This is a genomic window from Yersinia artesiana, from assembly GCF_902726545.1.
GTDB classification, from domain to species: Bacteria; Pseudomonadota; Gammaproteobacteria; order Enterobacterales; family Enterobacteriaceae; genus Yersinia; species Yersinia artesiana.
Map to the genome: position 1 here is coordinate 1 of NZ_CACVAD010000041.1, position 17,777 is coordinate 17,777.

The window sequence follows — 17,777 nt, forward strand, 5'->3', positions numbered from 1 at the left end:
TTATTAGTGTGAAAAGACGAATCAATCAACTGTGATAATTATCACTTTATTATACGAGTTAAAAAGTAAAATCGCCCGACAAACATAACTGATGGATAAGTTAATGAAAAAAATAATACCCGCAATTTTCTTATTTAGCACCTGTACTTACGCAGCTGTTATTCCAGATGCACAACTGAAAGAGATGTGGTTATCGCCAAAAATATCTGCTGAAAAAATCATCTCTAAAATGAATTTTGAAGAAAAGTTAGGGCAAATATTAATGGTTGATATTCGCTCCTGGAACCATACTGATAACGATGATAAAACAGCATTCATTGAAATTAATGATACTGTCAGTAAGATGATTCGCGATTATCACTTAGGTTCAATTATTCTTTTTCGTGAAAATCTGATTGATACACCACAAACAGTCGAGTTAATTAATAATCTTCAAAATGCGCGCAGTAATCTCCCTCTGTTTATTAGCACTGACCAAGAAGGGGGCTATGTCACTCGTTTACGAGTGGGTACTGAAATGCCAGGGAATATGGCATTAGGGGCCACTGGGTCATCCAAGTTTGCTCAGCAAGCTGGAAGTATCCATGGCTATGAGTTATCCAGCTTGGGCTTTAACTTTAATTTTGGCCCCGTAGTTGATGTTAACAATAATCAGAACAACCCCGTTATTGGCGTACGTTCTTATTCCGATGATCCTGTGTTGGTGGGGGAATTAGCCCGCAGTTATATCAGTGGCATTCACAAATATAATGTACTCACCTCACTCAAACATTTTCCAGGCCATGGCAACGTTACCTCGGATACACACTTTTCCTTGCCGACAGTCAATATTGATAAAGCTGCATGGCAGCAAGTCGAACTGAAACCCTTTGTCGAAGTCATGCCAGTGACTGATGCCATTATGACTGCTCATGTGGTTGTGCCAGCCCTGGATGATTCAATGCTCACAAATATTAAGGGCGAAAAAGTGGGTACTCCAGCCACATTATCAAAGCCTATCCTGACCGACATCCTCCGCAATCAGCTAAAGTTTGATGGCTTGATCCTGACTGATGCTATGGATATGGGGGCGATTACCAGTAACTTTGATCGTAACTGGTCTATCAAACAGGCCATTATGGCTGGTAATGATATTGTCTTAATGCCAATGGAAATTAAGAATCGCACCAGTATTGAACAACTCAATGCACTTTATGTTTATTTAAAAACTGAGGCCACAAAAGATCCTGCGCTTAAACAACGTATTGAAGATGCTGCACAGCGAGTCATTTATACCAAACTGAATAAGCGTATTTCTCCTGAGCCACATGATGTCGCTATTGCGGAAAAAGTTGTGGCATCGAAAAACCACAAGAATATTGAGAATTTCATTTCTGAACAGGCCATCACATTAATTAAAAATGATAATGTTTTACCTTACCAAGTTAAGCCACAAAATAAGATAATGGTGTTCTCCGACGAGAAACCACGCAACGAACTCATTACTAAGCATCTAGATGATATTGCTAATGAATTTCACGTTGATTTTTCCATTAAAAATCAAGTGATAAAACTGGATAAAAGTGATACCAGCTCTGAAGATCTCGCCAAACAAATTAAAGGTCAAGATCTTATCATTCTTGCTACCTATAATCTTAAACTCGATCCCATCAATGCACAGCGCATCATCGAAGAAGCTAATAAGGCTAATATTCCTCTGGTCGTTATATCTAGTCGCAATCCTTACGACATTGCTTACCTATCCGGTGTAAAGGCGAATATTGCTATTTATGGTATTACGGGGTTCGATGTGACCAATAATGTGCGAAACAGTTTAGAAACTAATATCCGCAGTGGGCTAAGAACGCTATTTCAGGGGCCAAAAGGGAAATTAGATGTATTGGCAGAACCACATGGGAAATTGCCGGTGGACATTAGAACTCCTGATAATAGCCAGATACTCTATCCACGTGGTTATGGATTAACGACGTTATAAAATTACGGACGGTGAAAATGAATATCTTAAAAGGACTTGTGGTTTTCAGCACACTAACAATGTGTACGACTGTATTAGCAGATGAATTTGAAACTGACTATGAACAGGAAATTTATAAATTAAATAAGAGAATTCAACAAATAGAAAAAGAAAAAAAAGAAGTACAGGATAAGTTAAAGAAAAAAGTCTGGAACTTCGAAACTTATATAGGTGCAGAGCAAGAGATAGACAGTGATGAAAGTTGGAAGTTTATTAAAGGTAGTATGGCAACCTCACCTTATGTTGGTGCCTATATTTATCAGAATGACTCACTGTGGCTATATGACATTCAGTTTTTAAAAACATATCTGGATAATAATCCAGAGTATGATCGTACGCGTTGGCAGGCAGGAGTAACCAGAACTTTTCCTTTTACCTACGATGGTAAGAGTGGTAATGCGAAATTGCGCTTAGGTTATCGTAATGATAACTGGCATTATCCCTCAATAAGTAATCCGGCATTGGCTGACCCTGAGTACAAAGGGGATGTTCGTAAAGGTGAAGAGCGGCATGAAATTTGGATCCGTCCACAGGCATATTATCAATATTCTGAGAATCTAAGTTTTAACGCCAGCTTATCATTTCGCTTGATTGATCGTAAATTGGATTATGCTCGCGCTAAAGGGAATTATGGCGTATACAAACGAGATTGGAGCCAAATAAATGAGCATTTTGCTGGTGCCAATATCACCTTTAATCAGAAGAATTCACTCTGGTTAAACTATTTGTATATTGATGAGCAATTGGTCAATACGCTTTATAACAAAGAGCATTTCTTATGGGGAATTTATCGCCATAAGTTTGATAATGGTCTTCTGTTTATGCCTTATACGCGTCTGGCCCTGGTTAGAGGAACGCAAAGTTTTCGTGACTCGAATAATCATGAAACTGTACATAAAGAAAAGAATCGTAGTCGCTATGGTTTGCAGGTGCTCTATCCGTTAACGAAGCAGACTTCAATTTTTGCTGATACTTATTACCGCCCAGAGCAAACCTGGACTAACAGCAACAAAACCAGCAATAATTTTTGGTTTTGGGCTGTGGAGTTGAGACATAATTTCTGATATTTAATTAGATATATCAGAACACCAATTTATTAATAGTGAGAGACTAGGGATGGGGTATTTCCTGAGAATATTATTATGTCTGTATGGGCTGTTTATTATCACTGCTGCTCATGCCGGCGTTGCCCAAGAAATTATTTTAGGTGTTGATCAGGAAAATGTTTATGGACCACTGCTAAAAAATAAGCGCATTGGTTTAATGGTCAACCAAAGCTCGATTAACAAGGAAGGGCGTCATACCGTCGATAAATTGTTATCCGAGCAAAATAAATTCCATTTTACAGTGACAAAGCTATTCTCTGTTGAACACGGTATCCGTGGGAATGCAGATGCCGGATTGGGGGATGATAATCACATCGATAAACAGAGCGGTCTCCCTATTATTTCTTTGTATGGAAGAGATAAAGATGGGCGAATGAGGGCACATCCCACTGAAGCGCAGTTATCTGATGTGGATATCGTTATTTATGATTTACAGGATGTTGGTGTTCGTTATTTTACCTACACTATTTCCATGCATCATATGTTAGAAAGTCTGCAAAAATATCATAAACAATTTATGGTATTTGATCGGCCGAATCCACTCGGAAATCATGTTTATGGGCCAATTCTTGAAGAGGAGAATATTTCCGGAATTGGTATGCATCCTGTCCCTATGGTGCACGGGCTGACATCGGGAGAGTTTGCCCGCATGATAGTTAATGAAGGCTGGTTAACCCATTTCAATGATGCTAATTGGCAGGCATTTGGTATCAAAACTTACCAATTCCCGCCAAAGGATTTGACTATTATCGCCATGGGCAATTACACACATGATTCGCCTTATTCATTGCCGGTAAGACCTTCGCCCAATTTACGCAGTGATTTGTCTATTCAGCTTTATCCTTCTTTAGGATTATTCGAAGCAACCAGTGTCAATATGGGCCGAGGCTCAGACTATCCCTTTGAGCAGTTGGGTTTCCCATCCAGAAAGTTTTATATTAATACCTGCTATCACGTAGATATTAACCAGCAGAACACCGGGTGGCCGCAGGCGGGCAAAGAAGTGTGTGGTGAAAAGTTTACTGCCACCAATATAGCCGATATTAAACCGACGATACGTTACTTTGTTGAATGGTGGTTTAAATTTAAAGATGCAGGTTATCCCATGGTGATCCCTGCTCAGATGGAGGTAAATTATCTGGAACATCAGGAAGAGTATTTTCTAATACGCCCTACTTGGTTGGCTAAATTAACAGGTACGCGCAATCTGGTTAAATTAATGGAAGAAGCAGATAAGAAGAAATTAACTGTCGATGAGACCGTGAATTATCTGGAGTCTAACTGGCAGTCCGATCTTGATAATTATCTGAAGTTACGTGAGAAGTATAAAATTTATCCGTAAATCTTATTATTCTTCTTTGACGTTTGGGGTGACAGTGAAAGCTGCATCCCTTTTTTATGATGATTACCTTGGGTAGCGTAATGGCTTATTCGTATCAAATAAAAAGGAGTCAGACGATTCCTCATCTAACTCCTTGTTTTATATGGTGGCCCCTACTGGACTTGAACCAGTGACCAAGCGATTATGAGTCATAAAATTGGCATGTTTTTAATTGTTCGCCATTGTCTCTGTTTGTATTTTTAATTGTCTATAATCAATCGGTTATGAAGTTGTTTTTGTTTCTGATTGGTTCTCTTATTTCCCCATTGTACTATCCTTACCTGACCCGTTACCTGACCCGAAATGGGCATCGGGTCAGGTAACGCTTATTCTCAGAAAGGTAAACTCATGGCCGCTAATCTTACCGAGACTGCTATACGTGGATTGAAGACAAAAAGCACGGCGTACTACGTGTGGAGCAACAGTGCTCAACGTGGTACTGGCAGGCTTGGTGTTAAGGTTCAGCCTTCAGGCAGCAAAGTTTTTTATTTCCGTTATTACGTTGAGAAAGGGAAGAAAGAGAAGTTCATCCAGTTGGGCATCTGGCCTGAGATGAAACTGGTGACGGCCAATGAACTGGCGAAAAAGTACGGAGCCTGGCTTGTCGAAGGAAAGGAACCCCAGCAAGAGCTTGAGCAACAGCGCCTGGCCGAACAGCACATTATGCAGATCCATCGTTCTCAAGGATCGTTTGAAGAACTGGTACATGGCTACGTTAACAAGATGAAGCTCGACAACAAGCGTACTTGGGCTGATGTATTGAAGCGCATGGAGCGAGAGTGCTACACCGTTATTCCTCGTGATACTAAAGCGAAGGACGTGACGCCTCTGCAGATCAAAACCATCCTCTCGGGTATTATCCAGCGTGATGCGGTGGTCCATGCGAACCGAGTTCGTTCTTATTTGATGGCGGCATTCAACTACGGTCTGAAAGCTGATAACGATCCGATGAATACCAGCGTGGGTATTACGTTCGGCCTTGAAGTTAACCCGGTATCGGCCATACCGAAGCAGTCTTCGGCGGAAAAAGTGGGTGATACATGGCTAACGCTGGAAGAGTTGCGTGTTGTCATGGAGCAGTTCGCAGAGGCCACCAATGTTGGGCCGCTGATGCAGCATTTAATCCGCTTCTGCGTTTATGCTGGTGGGCAGCGTCCATTTGAAATGATTGCCAGCCAGTGGAGTGCGATTGACTGGCAGCAAAAGACGCTCCTGGTCATTGCCGATGTATCGAAAAACAAGCGTGAGCACCTGATCCCGCTGACTGAATCGGCGCTACAGGAATTAGCTTCAGTGAAAGAGCTGACTAAGGAAAGTAACAGTCCCTATATTTTCCCGCTATCAACAAACGGTGAGCGCCCGGTGCGTACCGACAGTCTGGCGCGTTCCATCATGTATTTCCGGGCCTTTAATCCTGAGTTTAAAGTTTTCACGGCGCGAGATTTACGTCGGACCTGTAAAACGCTGATGGGAGAGGCGGGGATCAGCAAAGAGATCCGCGACCGTATTCAGAATCACGCTTTGAACGACGTCAGCTCGAAACACTATGACCGTTATGATTACCTGACTGAAAAGCGCAGGGCGCTTGAGATTTGGGAAGATAGAGTCAACAACTACCAGCGACAGCAGGAAAACAACGTTGTGAACTTGTTTGGACGGAGGTAAGGGCTTGTCAAAATATGAGCTTAATTCAGCAGAAGAGCGGTATCAGCCGGGCTCTGGGGACTTGGTGCTGGCTAATAAGCTGGGAATCATTGATGAACAGGAAATGGATACGCTGGAGTCTGGCCTGCTGCTGATGCTGTATGAGCAGCTATTTATTGAGAGCCAGCCGCCTGAGGCGCTGGCTTTTGAGCACATCAGTAGGTGGCATCGTCAATGGCTGGGGAATGTGTACGACTGGGCGGGGAGGCTGCGTAATGCCAACCTAACTAAGGGTGGCTTCCAGTTTGCTGCTGCCGACAGGATTCCTCTGCTTCTTGATGGTTTCGAGAGGCAGTTTCTCTCCCGAACTGGTGAACTGAAATCCCTGGCTCGCCCGGAGCTGGTTAGTTCTCTGGCTGAATGCCACGTGGAGTTTATTTTGATCCACCCATTCAGAGAAGGTAACGGGCGTCTGTCGCGGCTGCTTTGCGATGTACTGTCGGTTCAGGCAGGGAAGGGCTTACTGGATTACAGCCTGTGGGATGAGCACAAGGAGTTTTACTTCAAGGCAATACAGGCAGGCGTATCAGGGAACTACAGTCCCATGATGCAACTAGTGGGCGATATCTTGCCTGACTAACGGGCGAGGCCAACGGCTTTCGCCTGTGCCTGGTTTTGTTTGAGTTGCTGCTCAATTTTTTGCACAGAAACGCCCGTTTCGATCGCGGTTGAGCTGGCAACGGAACGATAAATCTGGGCTTTTGTAACTTGCGGTGATGTTGATTGGCTACTCATCTGAGGACTCCTTATGCTATCTGGCTATAATAGTGGTACAAGCTAAGTCTAGCAAGGTTGCTGAATGTGTTGTAAGACTTACAACTACACCATAGTCGATTAGAAAAAATTTAATAATTGCTCGATACTTATTGAGCCTGCTCGGATTATATCTCATTATCAATATGTAGTTTGTTAAAAGTGACATATGTAAAAAACTCCCATGTAAGTTGGATTTTTTAGTATTGTACTAATTAGTTATCAATTACAATGATAGCAATGAATTAAAAAATACAAATGAATTAAGGTGTTGTGTGATGGGGGTTGGTAATGAAGTTATTCTATTCTTTATCCGAAGTTGTTGATAAGTTTGGTCTGGATATTGAGTTTATTATTAGCGAGTGGATAATAGGGAAGTTTTATATTTTTATTCATTTTGATGGTGAACCATGCACGTTAAGGCATTGTCGAGAAAATAAGGATGATTTTGAATATGATGTCCGTAATGGAATGGATTTATTTCAACACGAAAGTAACCCGCTTCATGAATATTTATCGTTTACACCTGAGCAGAACTTAGAAAAACACTTTCAATGGAAGTTTAAACATGAGTGGTCTATTCGCTTCTTTAAAGGATATAACGAGTATAGATATGATGGAATGGCGTATGGTTACTGGCATATAAGACCGACAAAGACTACGCATTTTAGCCGTGCACAGTACGTATTGTCTGATAAAGAAAAATATAATAATTTGAAAAACAAAGCTGGAGTTGTTTTTGTTTCTCCTTTTTATAATTCTGATTATGACTATTTGGTTTTCCGTAAATCTTTAACATCAGAAATAAAAAATCTTTATATTGAAAGAGAAGCGATTGAGCTATTTTATAATGATCTGATATCTGAATCTACTATTAAAAATACTGATGGTAGTGTTAGTGCTCCTGAGGAATATGAAGATGTAATAGTATCTTACTATCCACCGAATAGTAGAATTGCAATATACATTCTAATCAATGAGATTTTTTCTCGAAATGGAAAGGTCCCTCCAGGTAAAGCTGCTTGGTTTTTTCAAAAAGAAGGTATTCCGATTAACCCATCAACGGTGAAATTGTGGATGGATAATCCACCAGTCGAACGGAATGTACAGTATCGAGAAAAAGCAAGAGTTAGTGAGATGATCTATATGCTACTGCGTGAGCATTTTAAAGATAAAAAATTTTTGAGAAATCCTTCTGCTGTAGCTGAAGTACTAACAGAAATAGCACAGTCAAATACATACAATTTTGATGTTAACTTCACTTGCGAAGAAGTACGTAACTGGTTGAAATTAAGTAAAAAATAATCACTACCACCACTTGCTAAGCACTTACTAAGCCTTAGCAAGTGGTATGCCGCTTTTTTTAGACTCATCCATAGTTCATTCTTCTTCAACCAAAACGAAGGAGGCAGAATGGAAACATTATTTAACTACCCAACAACTCAACAGCGGTTACAACTTTTGCAGGGCTACGGTGAACCTAGCGATCGCCTGGTTCGAGAGAAAGAACGTCAATACATCACATCTGTATCTCGGTCAACAGCATGGAAACTGGAGCGATTAGGGAAATTCCCTCAAAGGAAATCAATTGGATTAAAATCTTGTGGTTGGTTATTAAGCGATCTTCTTTATTGGATCAATGAACGTTAAGGATAATTAAGTTTTTATAGAAAATAGGAGAGAAACCTGTAGTTTTTTATTTTTTTTCTGAAAACAGAGGAGTGATGACATGTATGTCTAAAAGAAATAAATCCCAGCAAAACAAAGAGCTCTGTCTAGAATTTCAGACGCTACCCACTTTTGCTCAAGAAATAATAAATTACATACATTATAAAACAGGAGCCGCCGCTGAACTTATTTTAATAGTGTTACTTGGGGTAATGGCACTTGCCTGCCAGGACAAATTTGATGTTCAGCTTAAAAATGGGAAAACCTTTACATCACTTTATCTCATGCTATTGGCACGCTCAGGTAGCAGGAAATCAACCGTATTCAGGTTGTTAATGGAGCCTATCTACCGACTGGAAAAAGAGCTGAAAGATGATTTTCTGTTAAAGGAGAAACTTTATGAGCTGAAGTTAATATCTTGGGAAACTGAGTTAAAAGAGCTTAAAAAACAATATAGCAAAGCTATTCGTCAGAAGACCGATGTGACTGAAGCGCTTGAAGTACTGGAGGAATGCCAAAGAAGAAAACCAGCAGTTCCAGCAAGAAAATATCTTACTAAAAACGATTCGACAAGTGAGGGGCTTAGAAAAGTATTAGCACTTGGGTCTCCGTCGTTGATGCTCGGTTCTGATGAGGCCGGAGGATTATTCGACGGTAATCTTTTCCGCAATACACCAGTACTTAACTCTCTTTGGGGGGAAGGAAGAATTTCAGACAGCAGGGCTTCTCGTGACAGTTACGATGTTGATGATGCACGGCTAACGATGCTGCTGATGATGCAACCTAGTTTGTTTGATGGCTTTCTTGATAAACAGGGACAAAAAGCAAAAAGTTCTGGGTGTCTAGCCCGGTTATTACCTATTGACATGGAGCAGATACATGAATTGTGTGACGTCCCTAATGCCTGTTCATGGTCTAGTGAGTCAGGGCTTGAAGGATTTTTCTCTACTCTCACTAAGCATTTGCAAGATGGGATAAAGCGCAGAGAGAAAAATGAAGAACGTATCTGTGTTACTTTTTCTCCGGAGGCACAAGTCGCCTGGAATTCACAGAGTGGAGAAATTCAGGAAAAAATAAAAAAAGGAGGCGAACTACACCATTATGATGATTTTGGTGCTCGATTTATGGAGCATGCTTCAAGAATTGCAGCTGTAATGCAAATGTTTATTACACCCGACTCACCAATAATTACTAAGGAGACTTTGGTATCAGCGTTTAAAATAACTGAATGGTTTATTAATCATTTGATGATGAAAATAGATTCCACCAGAAAATATAGTGATTCTGAAATATTGTTTTTTTGGCTTGAGGAACATGTTCCCAGTAATAAATCTTACGACTTTAGGAGGCATAGCATTCGTAGAGATGGTCCAAATTCTCTTAGGAGCATAGAGCGCCTGATATCTGCTTTAAATAAGCTTGAAAGTGAAGGAAAGGTTCAGTTATTCAAGGAGGGTGGTGTTGATTACGTGAAATTAATTGGTTCAGAAATTAAGCCTGAAGATTTGGCTATTGCATTAAACATACCATTAATTTCATCTGGGTCTGTTGGTTTTAATAAACTACCAAGGCATGAATAACTTCAGAGTAACCAATGTCTTTCTGATTAATATATTTTATTCTAGAAGCTAGTCACGCTGCGGATTTAGCTTGATTTATTAGCGAGGGTAATCAATGGGTTTTAACTGGTATATGTAATATACCTTTATCAATAATCTAATCTTATACCTGCATATCCCCCCCACTAGGGATTATATCCAACATCACATGGGTAGCGTGAGGGCTACCCATTACCTAATGATTAATATTTACAGAATGAAGGATTATTATGGAATCACAATATTCACTTACCAACGAAGAAATTGATTATTTGGCAGCAATAGCTTCCAAAAAGTATAAATCACCTATAGACAGATACATGCTCATCGCATTACTTAACATGGTCTATAACGCGCTGGAGCAGCATAAGCGTATACTGGGTATTCGTACTGACCCGAGGTTCGCTCTGTCTCATGTACCGGGAGAGCCTGATCTACCACTGTGCTTCCAGCGAGACGATACGCAGGCAATCACTCGCTTCTTCGATTCACTGAAAAGCCAGTTAAGGGCAGATCATAACCGGTCCAGGAGACCGGGTAATCCAATATTGCCATTTTATGGATGGTGTAGAGAACGTGACACAAGCGAGCATCCCCATTACCACCTGATGTTGTTGTTTAATGCAGATGTGTATGGGTACCTAGGCAATTACCAAGAACTCAATGCTAAAAATATGGCAACCCGAATACAGAAAGCCTGGTGTAGTGCTATAGGGCTTGCTCACGAAGAATACGCGACATTAACTGAATTCCCACCTAATGCTGTTTACAGGTTTACCAGGATTGATGCCTTGGATCGTAACTCAGTCTACTGGGATTTCCTGATTCGACTGGCGTATCTGGCGAAGACTAGAACCAAGGATACCCACAGCAGCAACCGTAACTTTGGCACAAGCCAGTGTCCAACCTTAGGCGGATTAGCCTGTAAATAGCACTCAGGGTGAGGTATTTATCCTCACCCAGTCTATTAACATAATTGATACATTTCTCGGTAAAAAATTCGATACTGTGTCTCGGTACCCTGCTACAACCTGCTACATGTAGCAGCTGTAGCAGTCTTCAAAGATTGGAATAATCATTTTGGTTGAGTATAAGACCATCCCAATACAACCAACTGAATGTCTGGGCTGCTGACAGTTCAGTATGCTTATGTAGAGTTACCTGTGAGATTTAACTTCGGACTTTAAAAGTACGCTCCACTGTCGCTATATGATGCTGCAGTCGAAGCTCGAAATCGTTACGGTTCGCATCTGGAGAGTATACCCCTTCTTCATCACGCGATTTTGCGAGTTCATAACCTGCTGCATCTATCCAATGAATAGTGTTGCCCTGTAGAACAGGGACGACGGCGTAGCGTTTCAATTTCCCGTCCGTACCTGTCAGCTCCGCGTTTTCCACTCCACTTTCGGCTTGCATTACCCTGTTGTGTTGCTGGCTGCGTTGCCATTTGAGGAATAATTGAGGATCAATCATGTCTTCATCTTCAAGGTTTTCATACCCCTCGTTAAGCCATTTCTCAAATTCTGCACGGAGTTCTATCGCTTCATTTCGCGTTTTTGCCAGTCCCTGTGCCAGAACAAATGCAACAAATGGGTCAAGTGTACCCCAGCGTAATAATTCTCGTGCCCAGAAACCGAACCACGGCAATCCCGTTGTAGCACGCCACTTCTCTAACGTTGGTACAGCCAGCGGATCCCCTTCCCCGTTAGTCCAAGCTCTAGCAACTACGGCTCCAATAGCCACGCCCAATCGAAACTCAAGATTATCGGTAACGAATCGTTGCCACGCCCGTAGGTCGCCAGGAGCTGGAAAATCTGCAACGGTTCCTTTCATCCACCATGATAAGAGGCTTGGCCAATCGTCTAGAAGACGCTGGTCAGTTGCCGTGTTGCGAATACGGAAGCCAAATCCTCGATCATTAGCAACCAGTTCACCAATGTTCTCGAAGAGTGCCAAACGCTCAGCATCGGTGGCACTACCATAGTTAATTGCCTGCACAATCAACTCGTATATTTTCTGCGCCACTGCTTCGAAGCGACGGCCGACATAAGGCGTAAAACCGTAGAGGTAAAGTCTTTTCCGTTCATCACTGTCTGGGTAGATATTGTCGATAAGTGCCCGCCCGCGCCTCACAAAAGTCTTTGCAAGCCATTCTTCTTGCGCTGCGACAACATTTGTAAACGTTTTTTGCCACAACTGAACAAGGTGCACTTCAGCCTGCATAGCAGTCAATTCCTGAGCCTGTCCTTGGTTTAATTCTTCTATCGCGCTTAGCAAAACTCCATCAAGTTCGTCCAGACTATCGGCAAGGCGAGCAATAGGGATTGTTTCGGCTCTCCCAGCCATATCGCTTATTTCACCTGGGCTCGCAAAGTCAAGCCATTCCAAGAAATCTTCACCTTCTATTCCAAACAGTTCCGCAGCGCGTGCAGCAATCGTATCAATCAATAGGGCAAGTGGACTGGAGACAACCTGAGCATCCCTCGCGTCATCTAATAAACGCCCACGCAACAAGCGATAGTCGGCAATGAGTTCTCTACGTTGCTTTTGTTGGGTTATAGCGTCACTGATACAGAAGGCATGGTTGAGTGCCCTTCGGATAAGTGGTTTCAATGAGTATCGAACACTGGTCCATTTCCCCGAGAACCCGCGCTATTACCTCAACATCAACGCCAATAACTTCAGGCAGGTTTATGAGGATCTGAGCTTCAGGTTAAGTTACTTCGCAAAAAAACGGACGAAGTCCTACAGCCGGGAGATACGGTCATTTGGTTGTAGCCAGAAATAATAAGGGAGTATGACGCCGGCGTGGCTGAAGTGGCTCAGCAATTTTGCTGAGCTGTTCAGTGAGCCCGGATGAGCACCATTGGACTATATTGGCCCGGTTGAGCTCTCTATTGCTCCGTCTTCAGTCTAAAAGGTAGGTTATTCACTTCACGTAAAGCCAGCAGTACTTATTTGCCACCAATATATTCAACTACAGAAGTACTTACGGTAAATTGACCGTCAGACTGAGCTTCTTAGCGAAAGTACAAATCATCGGCACCAAAACAGCATCGAAACATTTATAAGTTGAGCTTATGAGATTTCACCCCGAAGGTCCTTCTATACCAGATATCCTGTTAGAACGGCGTGATGCTGGTCGCGTTGTATTTCTATGTGGTGCCGGAGTTTCGATATCGTCCGGCATGCCAACATTTGTAGATCTCGCTCAATACGTGATTGAACGCTTTGCCCCTCCGGCAAACTCAGAAATCATGACGGCCTTTAAGCCATGGCTGAGTAATCCGTCTTCGGTAAATATCCCTCTCGATCAGATATTCAATCTACTCCACCATGAGTACGGTAAGGATGAAGTTAACCGCCTTGTCACCGAGCGTTTAAGTATTTCCCAGGAGAGAGGAGAAGTTGGACGTGAGCATGCTCTCCTCAAACGAATTTCATCAAACCAGAGTGGAGTACCGCAAATTGTTACAACAAACTTCGACCGTTTATTCGAGATAGGCCATGATGGGAAAAATCTGGCTTGGCATGTACCACCAGCATTCCCAGAACTAAAATTTAGTTCTAAAATTGAGGGAATAACATATCTGCACGATCGTCTGGTAGAAGTCAATTCTGAAAGCCATCCCTACATATTGAACAGCGCAGACTTCGGGCGAGCTTATCTCTCAGAAGGTTGGGCTACCAAATTCGTCAAACTTCTACTGGAACAATATATCGTTGTTTTGGTGGGCTATCAGGCTGAAGATCCACCGATTAAATACCTTCTTCAGGGCCTCAATCATGATGGGCAATATGATCGGTCAAGGCTCTATGCATTTGATCGTGGTCTTCCTGAAGAGATCGAAGCTAAGTGGCGTGATCGCGGTGTCACTGCTATAGCCTATTCCGATCATCCCATGCTCTGGAAGAGTATGGCCGCATGGGCAGAGCGAGCTGATGATCCACGTAAATGGCGAGCTTCTGTGATCGCTAAAAGCCAGCAAGACCCGAAAACTATGGCACCGTATGAACGTGGTCAAATTGCTCATGTACTCCGCACAGCACAAGGTGCGAGATTATTCTCTGAAGCTGTTCCACGCCCTCATCCAGAATGGGTTTGTGTGATGGATGCAAATATCCGGTCAGCGAAACAAAAGCGAATTTGTAGCGACGACGAAGTATTCGATCCTGGTGCAGCTTATGGATTGGATGACGACCTAAGAAATATATCTGATGATGAGCTCAAACAGGGGATTAATAACGACAATCTCCTTATATGGCGTGAAGAAGATGATAGCCCGCCATATTGTCACCGCCTGACGGGGGGCTTTGAGGCTTTACCTAAAAGACTTTACCACCTCGTTTCCTGGTTTGGTAAATCGCTTGATAGCCCGGTAATTGCCTGGTGGGCAATCCAACAAAATCGACTTCATCCACAACTTCTACAACAGCTAGAATGGCAATCTGAGCGTCCAGGCACTCTTCATACCCGTGCTCGTCATGCCTGGAGCTTGATACTTGAACACAACCTAGATACTCGTAATTATAAATATAATAACGATTGGTTCGACCTGAAAGCACGAATTAATGCCGTGGGCTGGACTGCAAGTGTTATACGAGAATTTCGGAGAGTTACAACACCGCGATTGGTTATTAAACCACCATGTGGCTTGGGGGAAGTCAGGCCGCCAAGTGGTGACTGGGAGAAAATACAGTTTAGTGAATTAGGGCAGTGCGAACTTGTTTTTCCAAAGAGGCATAATGAAGATTTAGGAATTACCGATGATGTATTGCCTCAAATTATCAACATCTTGGAGCAACAACTGACCGCTGCTTCAGAGTTGCTTAGTAATAGTGATGCGCTTTACTTTAAAACGCCGAGCTGTTATCCGGACCGCAAAGTTGAGGGAAAAGAGTTCTTCAGTGAGTCCGGCGAAATCTTACTTTGGTTCGTCACACTTTTTGATCGAATGGCTGATATGTGGCCAGACCTTGCAAATGCTCATGCAACGATTTGGCCCGCAACAGAACAATTCTTCTTTCGTAAGCTCAAGCTGTATGCATTTAACAAAAAGTGAGTTTTTAAGGCTGATCATGTTGCCGAAGAGGTTTTGGCCTTAAAGAATGACGAATTCTGGGACACTTATCTTTCCCGAGAACTTCTTTTCCTCTTGGTGGATCGTTGGAAGGAGTTTTCTCAGGTGAATCGAAATCAAATCACTGAGCGTATTGTGGGAGGTCCTAGCCAGATACCCTACTGTTCAGATGAAGAATTTCCGGTACAGAGAGATGAGCTTGCTGCCTCCTACGCCAGTTATCTCAAGTCGCAGGGTTGTGAACTGAATACATTTTACAACGAACGGCTTGCCGAAATGATCAAAGGAATTTCTGGTTGGAATAATGGTTGGGCGAACTCTGTAGTAACCAGTAAAGGCTCGTATACTCAACGGATTCATACGGACGAAAAACCAGATGTAATCTTGGACCTTCCCGTCAATGAGGTTATCGATAGAGCAAGGAAAGAGACAGGGCGGGAATTTGATGGTTCTATTATGAAACAACCTTTCCTTGGTTTAGTAAAAGCAAACCCGAGAAAAGCGTTATCTGCACTGACTATTAAGGGAAAAGCTGGCGACTACCCCAATGAATTCTGGTCGTCTATGATAAAAGATCTTCCGACAGACGTTACACCTAGGCTGAAACGGGTGTTCCTGAATCGAATAGCGCGGTTACCGAATGTAGTTATAGTCGAACTGCGTCATACATTAAGCTATTGGCTTGAACAAAACTTTGTTAAAACCCTTAAGTTTGATGCAGGCCTCAGTTGGACTGTCTATGAGCATGTAGTCGAAGGCATATTGAGCGGTGGGACTGATTCTACAAAGGGCGCTCTTCGTGATATTCGCCAAACTGGCGAACTAATTCTACCCTCCCGACGCACATTTGGTCATGCACTTAATGGCCCGATAGGTCGATGTACCAAGGCCCTTATTCACTCTATTCCAGGAGAAGAACAGGATGCTGGCTTACTGATTCCGGATGATATTAAATCTCGCATTGAGTATCTATTCAATGCACCGGGGGAAGGAGCAGACCATGCCGTTGCAATAGCAGCCAGCAATCTGAACTGGCTGATGTTTGTTGACCCCGTCTGGACAAAGGAACACCTTATACCAATGCTTGTCTTTGATAATCCAGTTTCAGAACCTGCATGGAATGGATTTCTTCATGATCGTAATGGGCCTTCAAACCCAGTAGTTAGACTTATTAAACCTAGCTGACCTGCTCCCCGTTGATTAATACACCGCGATGTTAGTAATGTCTTCATAAGCCACATGAGGACATCCCCATGAAGAAGCGTTTTTCCGACGAACAGATCATCAGTATTCTCCGCGAGGCTGAAGCCGGAGTTTCTGCCCGTGAACTCTGCCGTAAGCACGCCATTTCCGACGCCACGTTTTATACCTGGCGTAAGAAGTATGGCGGCATGGAGGTGCCTGAGGTTAAGCGCCTGAAGTCGCTTGAGGAAGAGAACGCCAGACTCAAGAAGCTGCTCGCCGAGGCCATGCTGGATAAGGAGGCGCTTCAGGTGGCTCTTGGGCGAAAGTACTGACGACAGACCAGAAGCGCGAAGTCGTGGTGTTGATGTGTGATGCGACCGGTCTGTCGCAACGTCGTGCCTGCAGACTCACAGGTTTGTCCCTGTCGACCTGCCGCTATGACGCTCAGCGTCCGGCGGCTGATGCCCATTTATCAGGGCGCATTACTGAACTGGCACTGGAGCGCAGGCGTTTTGGCTACCGCCGCATATGGCAGTTACTGCGCCGTGAAGGGCTTCTGGTTAATCACAAGCGCGTGTACCGCCTTTATCATCTGAACGGGCTGGGCGTTAAACGCAGACGTCGTCGTAAAGGGCTTGCAACAGAACGTCTGCCGCTGCTCCGCCCGGCGGCGCCCAACATGACCTGGTCGATGGATTTCGTCATGGATGCGCTGGCTACTGGTCGCAGGATCAAGTGCCTTACCTGCGTCGATGACTTCACAAAGGAATGCCTGACGGTCACTGTTGCCTTCGGGATTTCAGGCGTGCAGGTCACGCGTATTCTGGACAGCATTGCGCTGTTTCGCGGCTATCCGGCTACGATAAGAACCGATCAGGGCCCGGAGTTTACCTGCCGCGCGCTCGATCAGTGGGCCTTTGAGCATGGAGTGGAGCTGCGACTTATCCAGCCCGGCAAGCCGACGCAGAACGGATTTATTGAGAGTTTTAACGGACGCTTTCGCGATGAATGCCTGAATGAACACTGGTTCAGCGACGTCAATCATGCCAGGAAAACCATCAGCGAATGGCGTCAGGATTATAACGAATGTCGCCCGCACTCCACGCTGAATTATCAGACGCCGTCTGAATTTGCAGCGAGCTGGAGAAAGGGTAATTCTGAGAGTGAAGGATCCGACATTACTAACTGAGCCTTGTATCTAATCCTGGGGGCAGGTCATAGCCTATTAGAGCTTATTCCGTGGCTAAAAAGATTCTCTTGGGAGAAAGAACTGTCCATAGAGGCTGC

The 17,777-nt window shown here is 43.4% G+C and carries 15 protein-coding genes; 13 read left to right on the forward strand and 2 right to left on the reverse strand.

The features are described from left to right. The first annotated feature begins 103 nt into the window (after positions 1–103). From HU019_RS14205 to HU019_RS14225, 5 genes are all read left to right on the forward strand, one after another. On the forward strand, positions 104–1,975 hold the full coding sequence (locus HU019_RS14205) for a glycoside hydrolase family 3 protein (RefSeq protein WP_174848955.1): 1,872 nt from the start codon (positions 104–106) through the stop codon (positions 1,973–1,975). A 17-nt stretch (positions 1,976–1,992) separates the two neighbouring features. Next, on the forward strand, positions 1,993–3,078 hold the full coding sequence (locus HU019_RS14210) for a hypothetical protein (protein WP_174848956.1): 1,086 nt from the start codon (positions 1,993–1,995) through the stop codon (positions 3,076–3,078). A gap of 52 nt (positions 3,079–3,130) precedes the next feature. Then, positions 3,131–4,462, forward strand: a complete 1,332-nt coding sequence (locus tag HU019_RS14215; protein ID WP_174848957.1) for an exo-beta-N-acetylmuramidase NamZ family protein — start codon at positions 3,131–3,133, stop codon at positions 4,460–4,462. 387 nt (positions 4,463–4,849) lie between these two features. Further along, a complete protein-coding gene (locus HU019_RS14220) occupies positions 4,850–6,166 on the forward strand; it encodes a tyrosine-type recombinase/integrase (protein WP_095283467.1) in 1,317 nt (438 codons plus the stop codon). 4 nt (positions 6,167–6,170) lie between these two features. Next, a complete protein-coding gene (locus tag HU019_RS14225) occupies positions 6,171–6,785 on the forward strand; it encodes a Fic/DOC family protein (RefSeq protein WP_174848958.1) in 615 nt (204 codons plus the stop codon). Here the strand turns inward: HU019_RS14225 and HU019_RS14230 are convergent. After that, positions 6,782–6,940 (reverse strand): hypothetical protein, encoded by a 159-nt coding sequence (locus HU019_RS14230; RefSeq protein WP_095283466.1) that lies wholly within the window; start codon positions 6,938–6,940, stop codon positions 6,782–6,784. The genes HU019_RS14225 and HU019_RS14230 overlap by 4 nt on opposite strands. Positions 6,941–7,249: 309 nt before the next feature. Here HU019_RS14230 and HU019_RS14235 point away from each other — a divergent pair, with 309 nt between their 5' ends. The 4 genes from HU019_RS14235 (at position 7,250) to HU019_RS14250 (ending at position 11,156) form a co-directional block, all read left to right on the forward strand. Next, positions 7,250–8,263 (forward strand): hypothetical protein, encoded by a 1,014-nt coding sequence (locus HU019_RS14235; RefSeq protein ID WP_174848959.1) that lies wholly within the window; start codon positions 7,250–7,252, stop codon positions 8,261–8,263. Between the two features lie 108 nt (positions 8,264–8,371). Then, positions 8,372–8,608, forward strand: coding sequence for a helix-turn-helix transcriptional regulator (locus HU019_RS14240; RefSeq protein WP_095283464.1), 237 nt, complete (start codon positions 8,372–8,374; stop codon positions 8,606–8,608). 83 nt (positions 8,609–8,691) lie between these two features. Beyond that, positions 8,692–10,206, forward strand: a complete 1,515-nt coding sequence (locus HU019_RS14245) for a YfjI family protein (protein ID WP_095283463.1) — start codon at positions 8,692–8,694, stop codon at positions 10,204–10,206. 248 nt (positions 10,207–10,454) lie between these two features. Then, positions 10,455–11,156 carry an inovirus Gp2 family protein gene (locus HU019_RS14250; protein ID WP_095283462.1) on the forward strand — a complete coding sequence of 234 codons (702 nt, stop codon included), beginning with the start codon at positions 10,455–10,457 and terminating at the stop codon, positions 11,154–11,156. A 238-nt stretch (positions 11,157–11,394) separates the two neighbouring features. On the opposite strand, the gene HU019_RS14255 is transcribed toward HU019_RS14250, so the two are convergent. Further along, positions 11,395–12,837 (reverse strand): hypothetical protein, encoded by a 1,443-nt coding sequence (locus HU019_RS14255; protein WP_167381220.1) that lies wholly within the window; start codon positions 12,835–12,837, stop codon positions 11,395–11,397. Between HU019_RS14255 and HU019_RS14260 the strand changes: the two genes are divergently transcribed. The 4 genes from HU019_RS14260 to HU019_RS14270 all read left to right on the forward strand — a co-directional run bounded on the left by HU019_RS14260 (position 12,752) and on the right by HU019_RS14270 (position 17,679). Next, entirely contained in the window at positions 12,752–13,012 is a 261-nt protein-coding gene (locus tag HU019_RS14260) for a YagK/YfjJ domain-containing protein (RefSeq protein WP_095283460.1), read from the forward strand. The two genes, HU019_RS14255 and HU019_RS14260, sit on opposite strands and share 86 nt — an antisense overlap. A gap of 400 nt (positions 13,013–13,412) precedes the next feature. Next, positions 13,413–15,287, forward strand: a complete 1,875-nt coding sequence (locus HU019_RS20175) for an SIR2 family protein (protein ID WP_217450921.1) — start codon at positions 13,413–13,415, stop codon at positions 15,285–15,287. A 123-nt stretch (positions 15,288–15,410) separates the two neighbouring features. Beyond that, complete coding sequence (locus tag HU019_RS20180; RefSeq protein WP_217450922.1) at positions 15,411–16,490, forward strand: hypothetical protein; 1,080 nt, start codon at positions 15,411–15,413, stop codon at positions 16,488–16,490. A 68-nt stretch (positions 16,491–16,558) separates the two neighbouring features. Then, positions 16,559–17,679 (forward strand): IS3 family transposase gene (locus tag HU019_RS14270; protein WP_088581779.1). Its coding sequence is split into 2 segments (ribosomal slippage): positions 16,559–16,817 and positions 16,817–17,679, totalling 1,122 coding nucleotides; the frame shifts between segments, so codons are not numbered across the junction. Positions 17,680–17,777 lie beyond the last annotated feature (98 nt).

Bases quoted from the DNA above. Each gene is read 5' to 3' on its own strand.
- HU019_RS14215 (WP_174848957.1), top strand. From the start codon at position 3,131: ATGGGGTATTTCCTGAGAATATTATTATGTCTGTATGGGCTGTTTATT.
- HU019_RS14205 (WP_174848955.1), top strand. From the start codon at position 104: ATGAAAAAAATAATACCCGCAATTTTCTTATTTAGCACCTGTACTTAC.
- HU019_RS14210 (WP_174848956.1), top strand. From the start codon at position 1,993: ATGAATATCTTAAAAGGACTTGTGGTTTTCAGCACACTAACAATGTGT.
- HU019_RS14230 (WP_095283466.1), bottom strand. From the start codon at position 6,940: ATGAGTAGCCAATCAACATCACCGCAAGTTACAAAAGCCCAGATTTAT.
- HU019_RS14220 (WP_095283467.1), top strand. From the start codon at position 4,850: ATGGCCGCTAATCTTACCGAGACTGCTATACGTGGATTGAAGACAAAA.
- HU019_RS14260 (WP_095283460.1), top strand. From the start codon at position 12,752: ATGAGTTCTCTACGTTGCTTTTGTTGGGTTATAGCGTCACTGATACAG.
- HU019_RS14245 (WP_095283463.1), top strand. From the start codon at position 8,692: ATGTCTAAAAGAAATAAATCCCAGCAAAACAAAGAGCTCTGTCTAGAA.
- HU019_RS14240 (WP_095283464.1), top strand. From the start codon at position 8,372: ATGGAAACATTATTTAACTACCCAACAACTCAACAGCGGTTACAACTT.
- HU019_RS20175 (WP_217450921.1), top strand. From the start codon at position 13,413: ATGCCAACATTTGTAGATCTCGCTCAATACGTGATTGAACGCTTTGCC.
- HU019_RS14235 (WP_174848959.1), top strand. From the start codon at position 7,250: ATGAAGTTATTCTATTCTTTATCCGAAGTTGTTGATAAGTTTGGTCTG.
- HU019_RS14250 (WP_095283462.1), top strand. From the start codon at position 10,455: ATGGAATCACAATATTCACTTACCAACGAAGAAATTGATTATTTGGCA.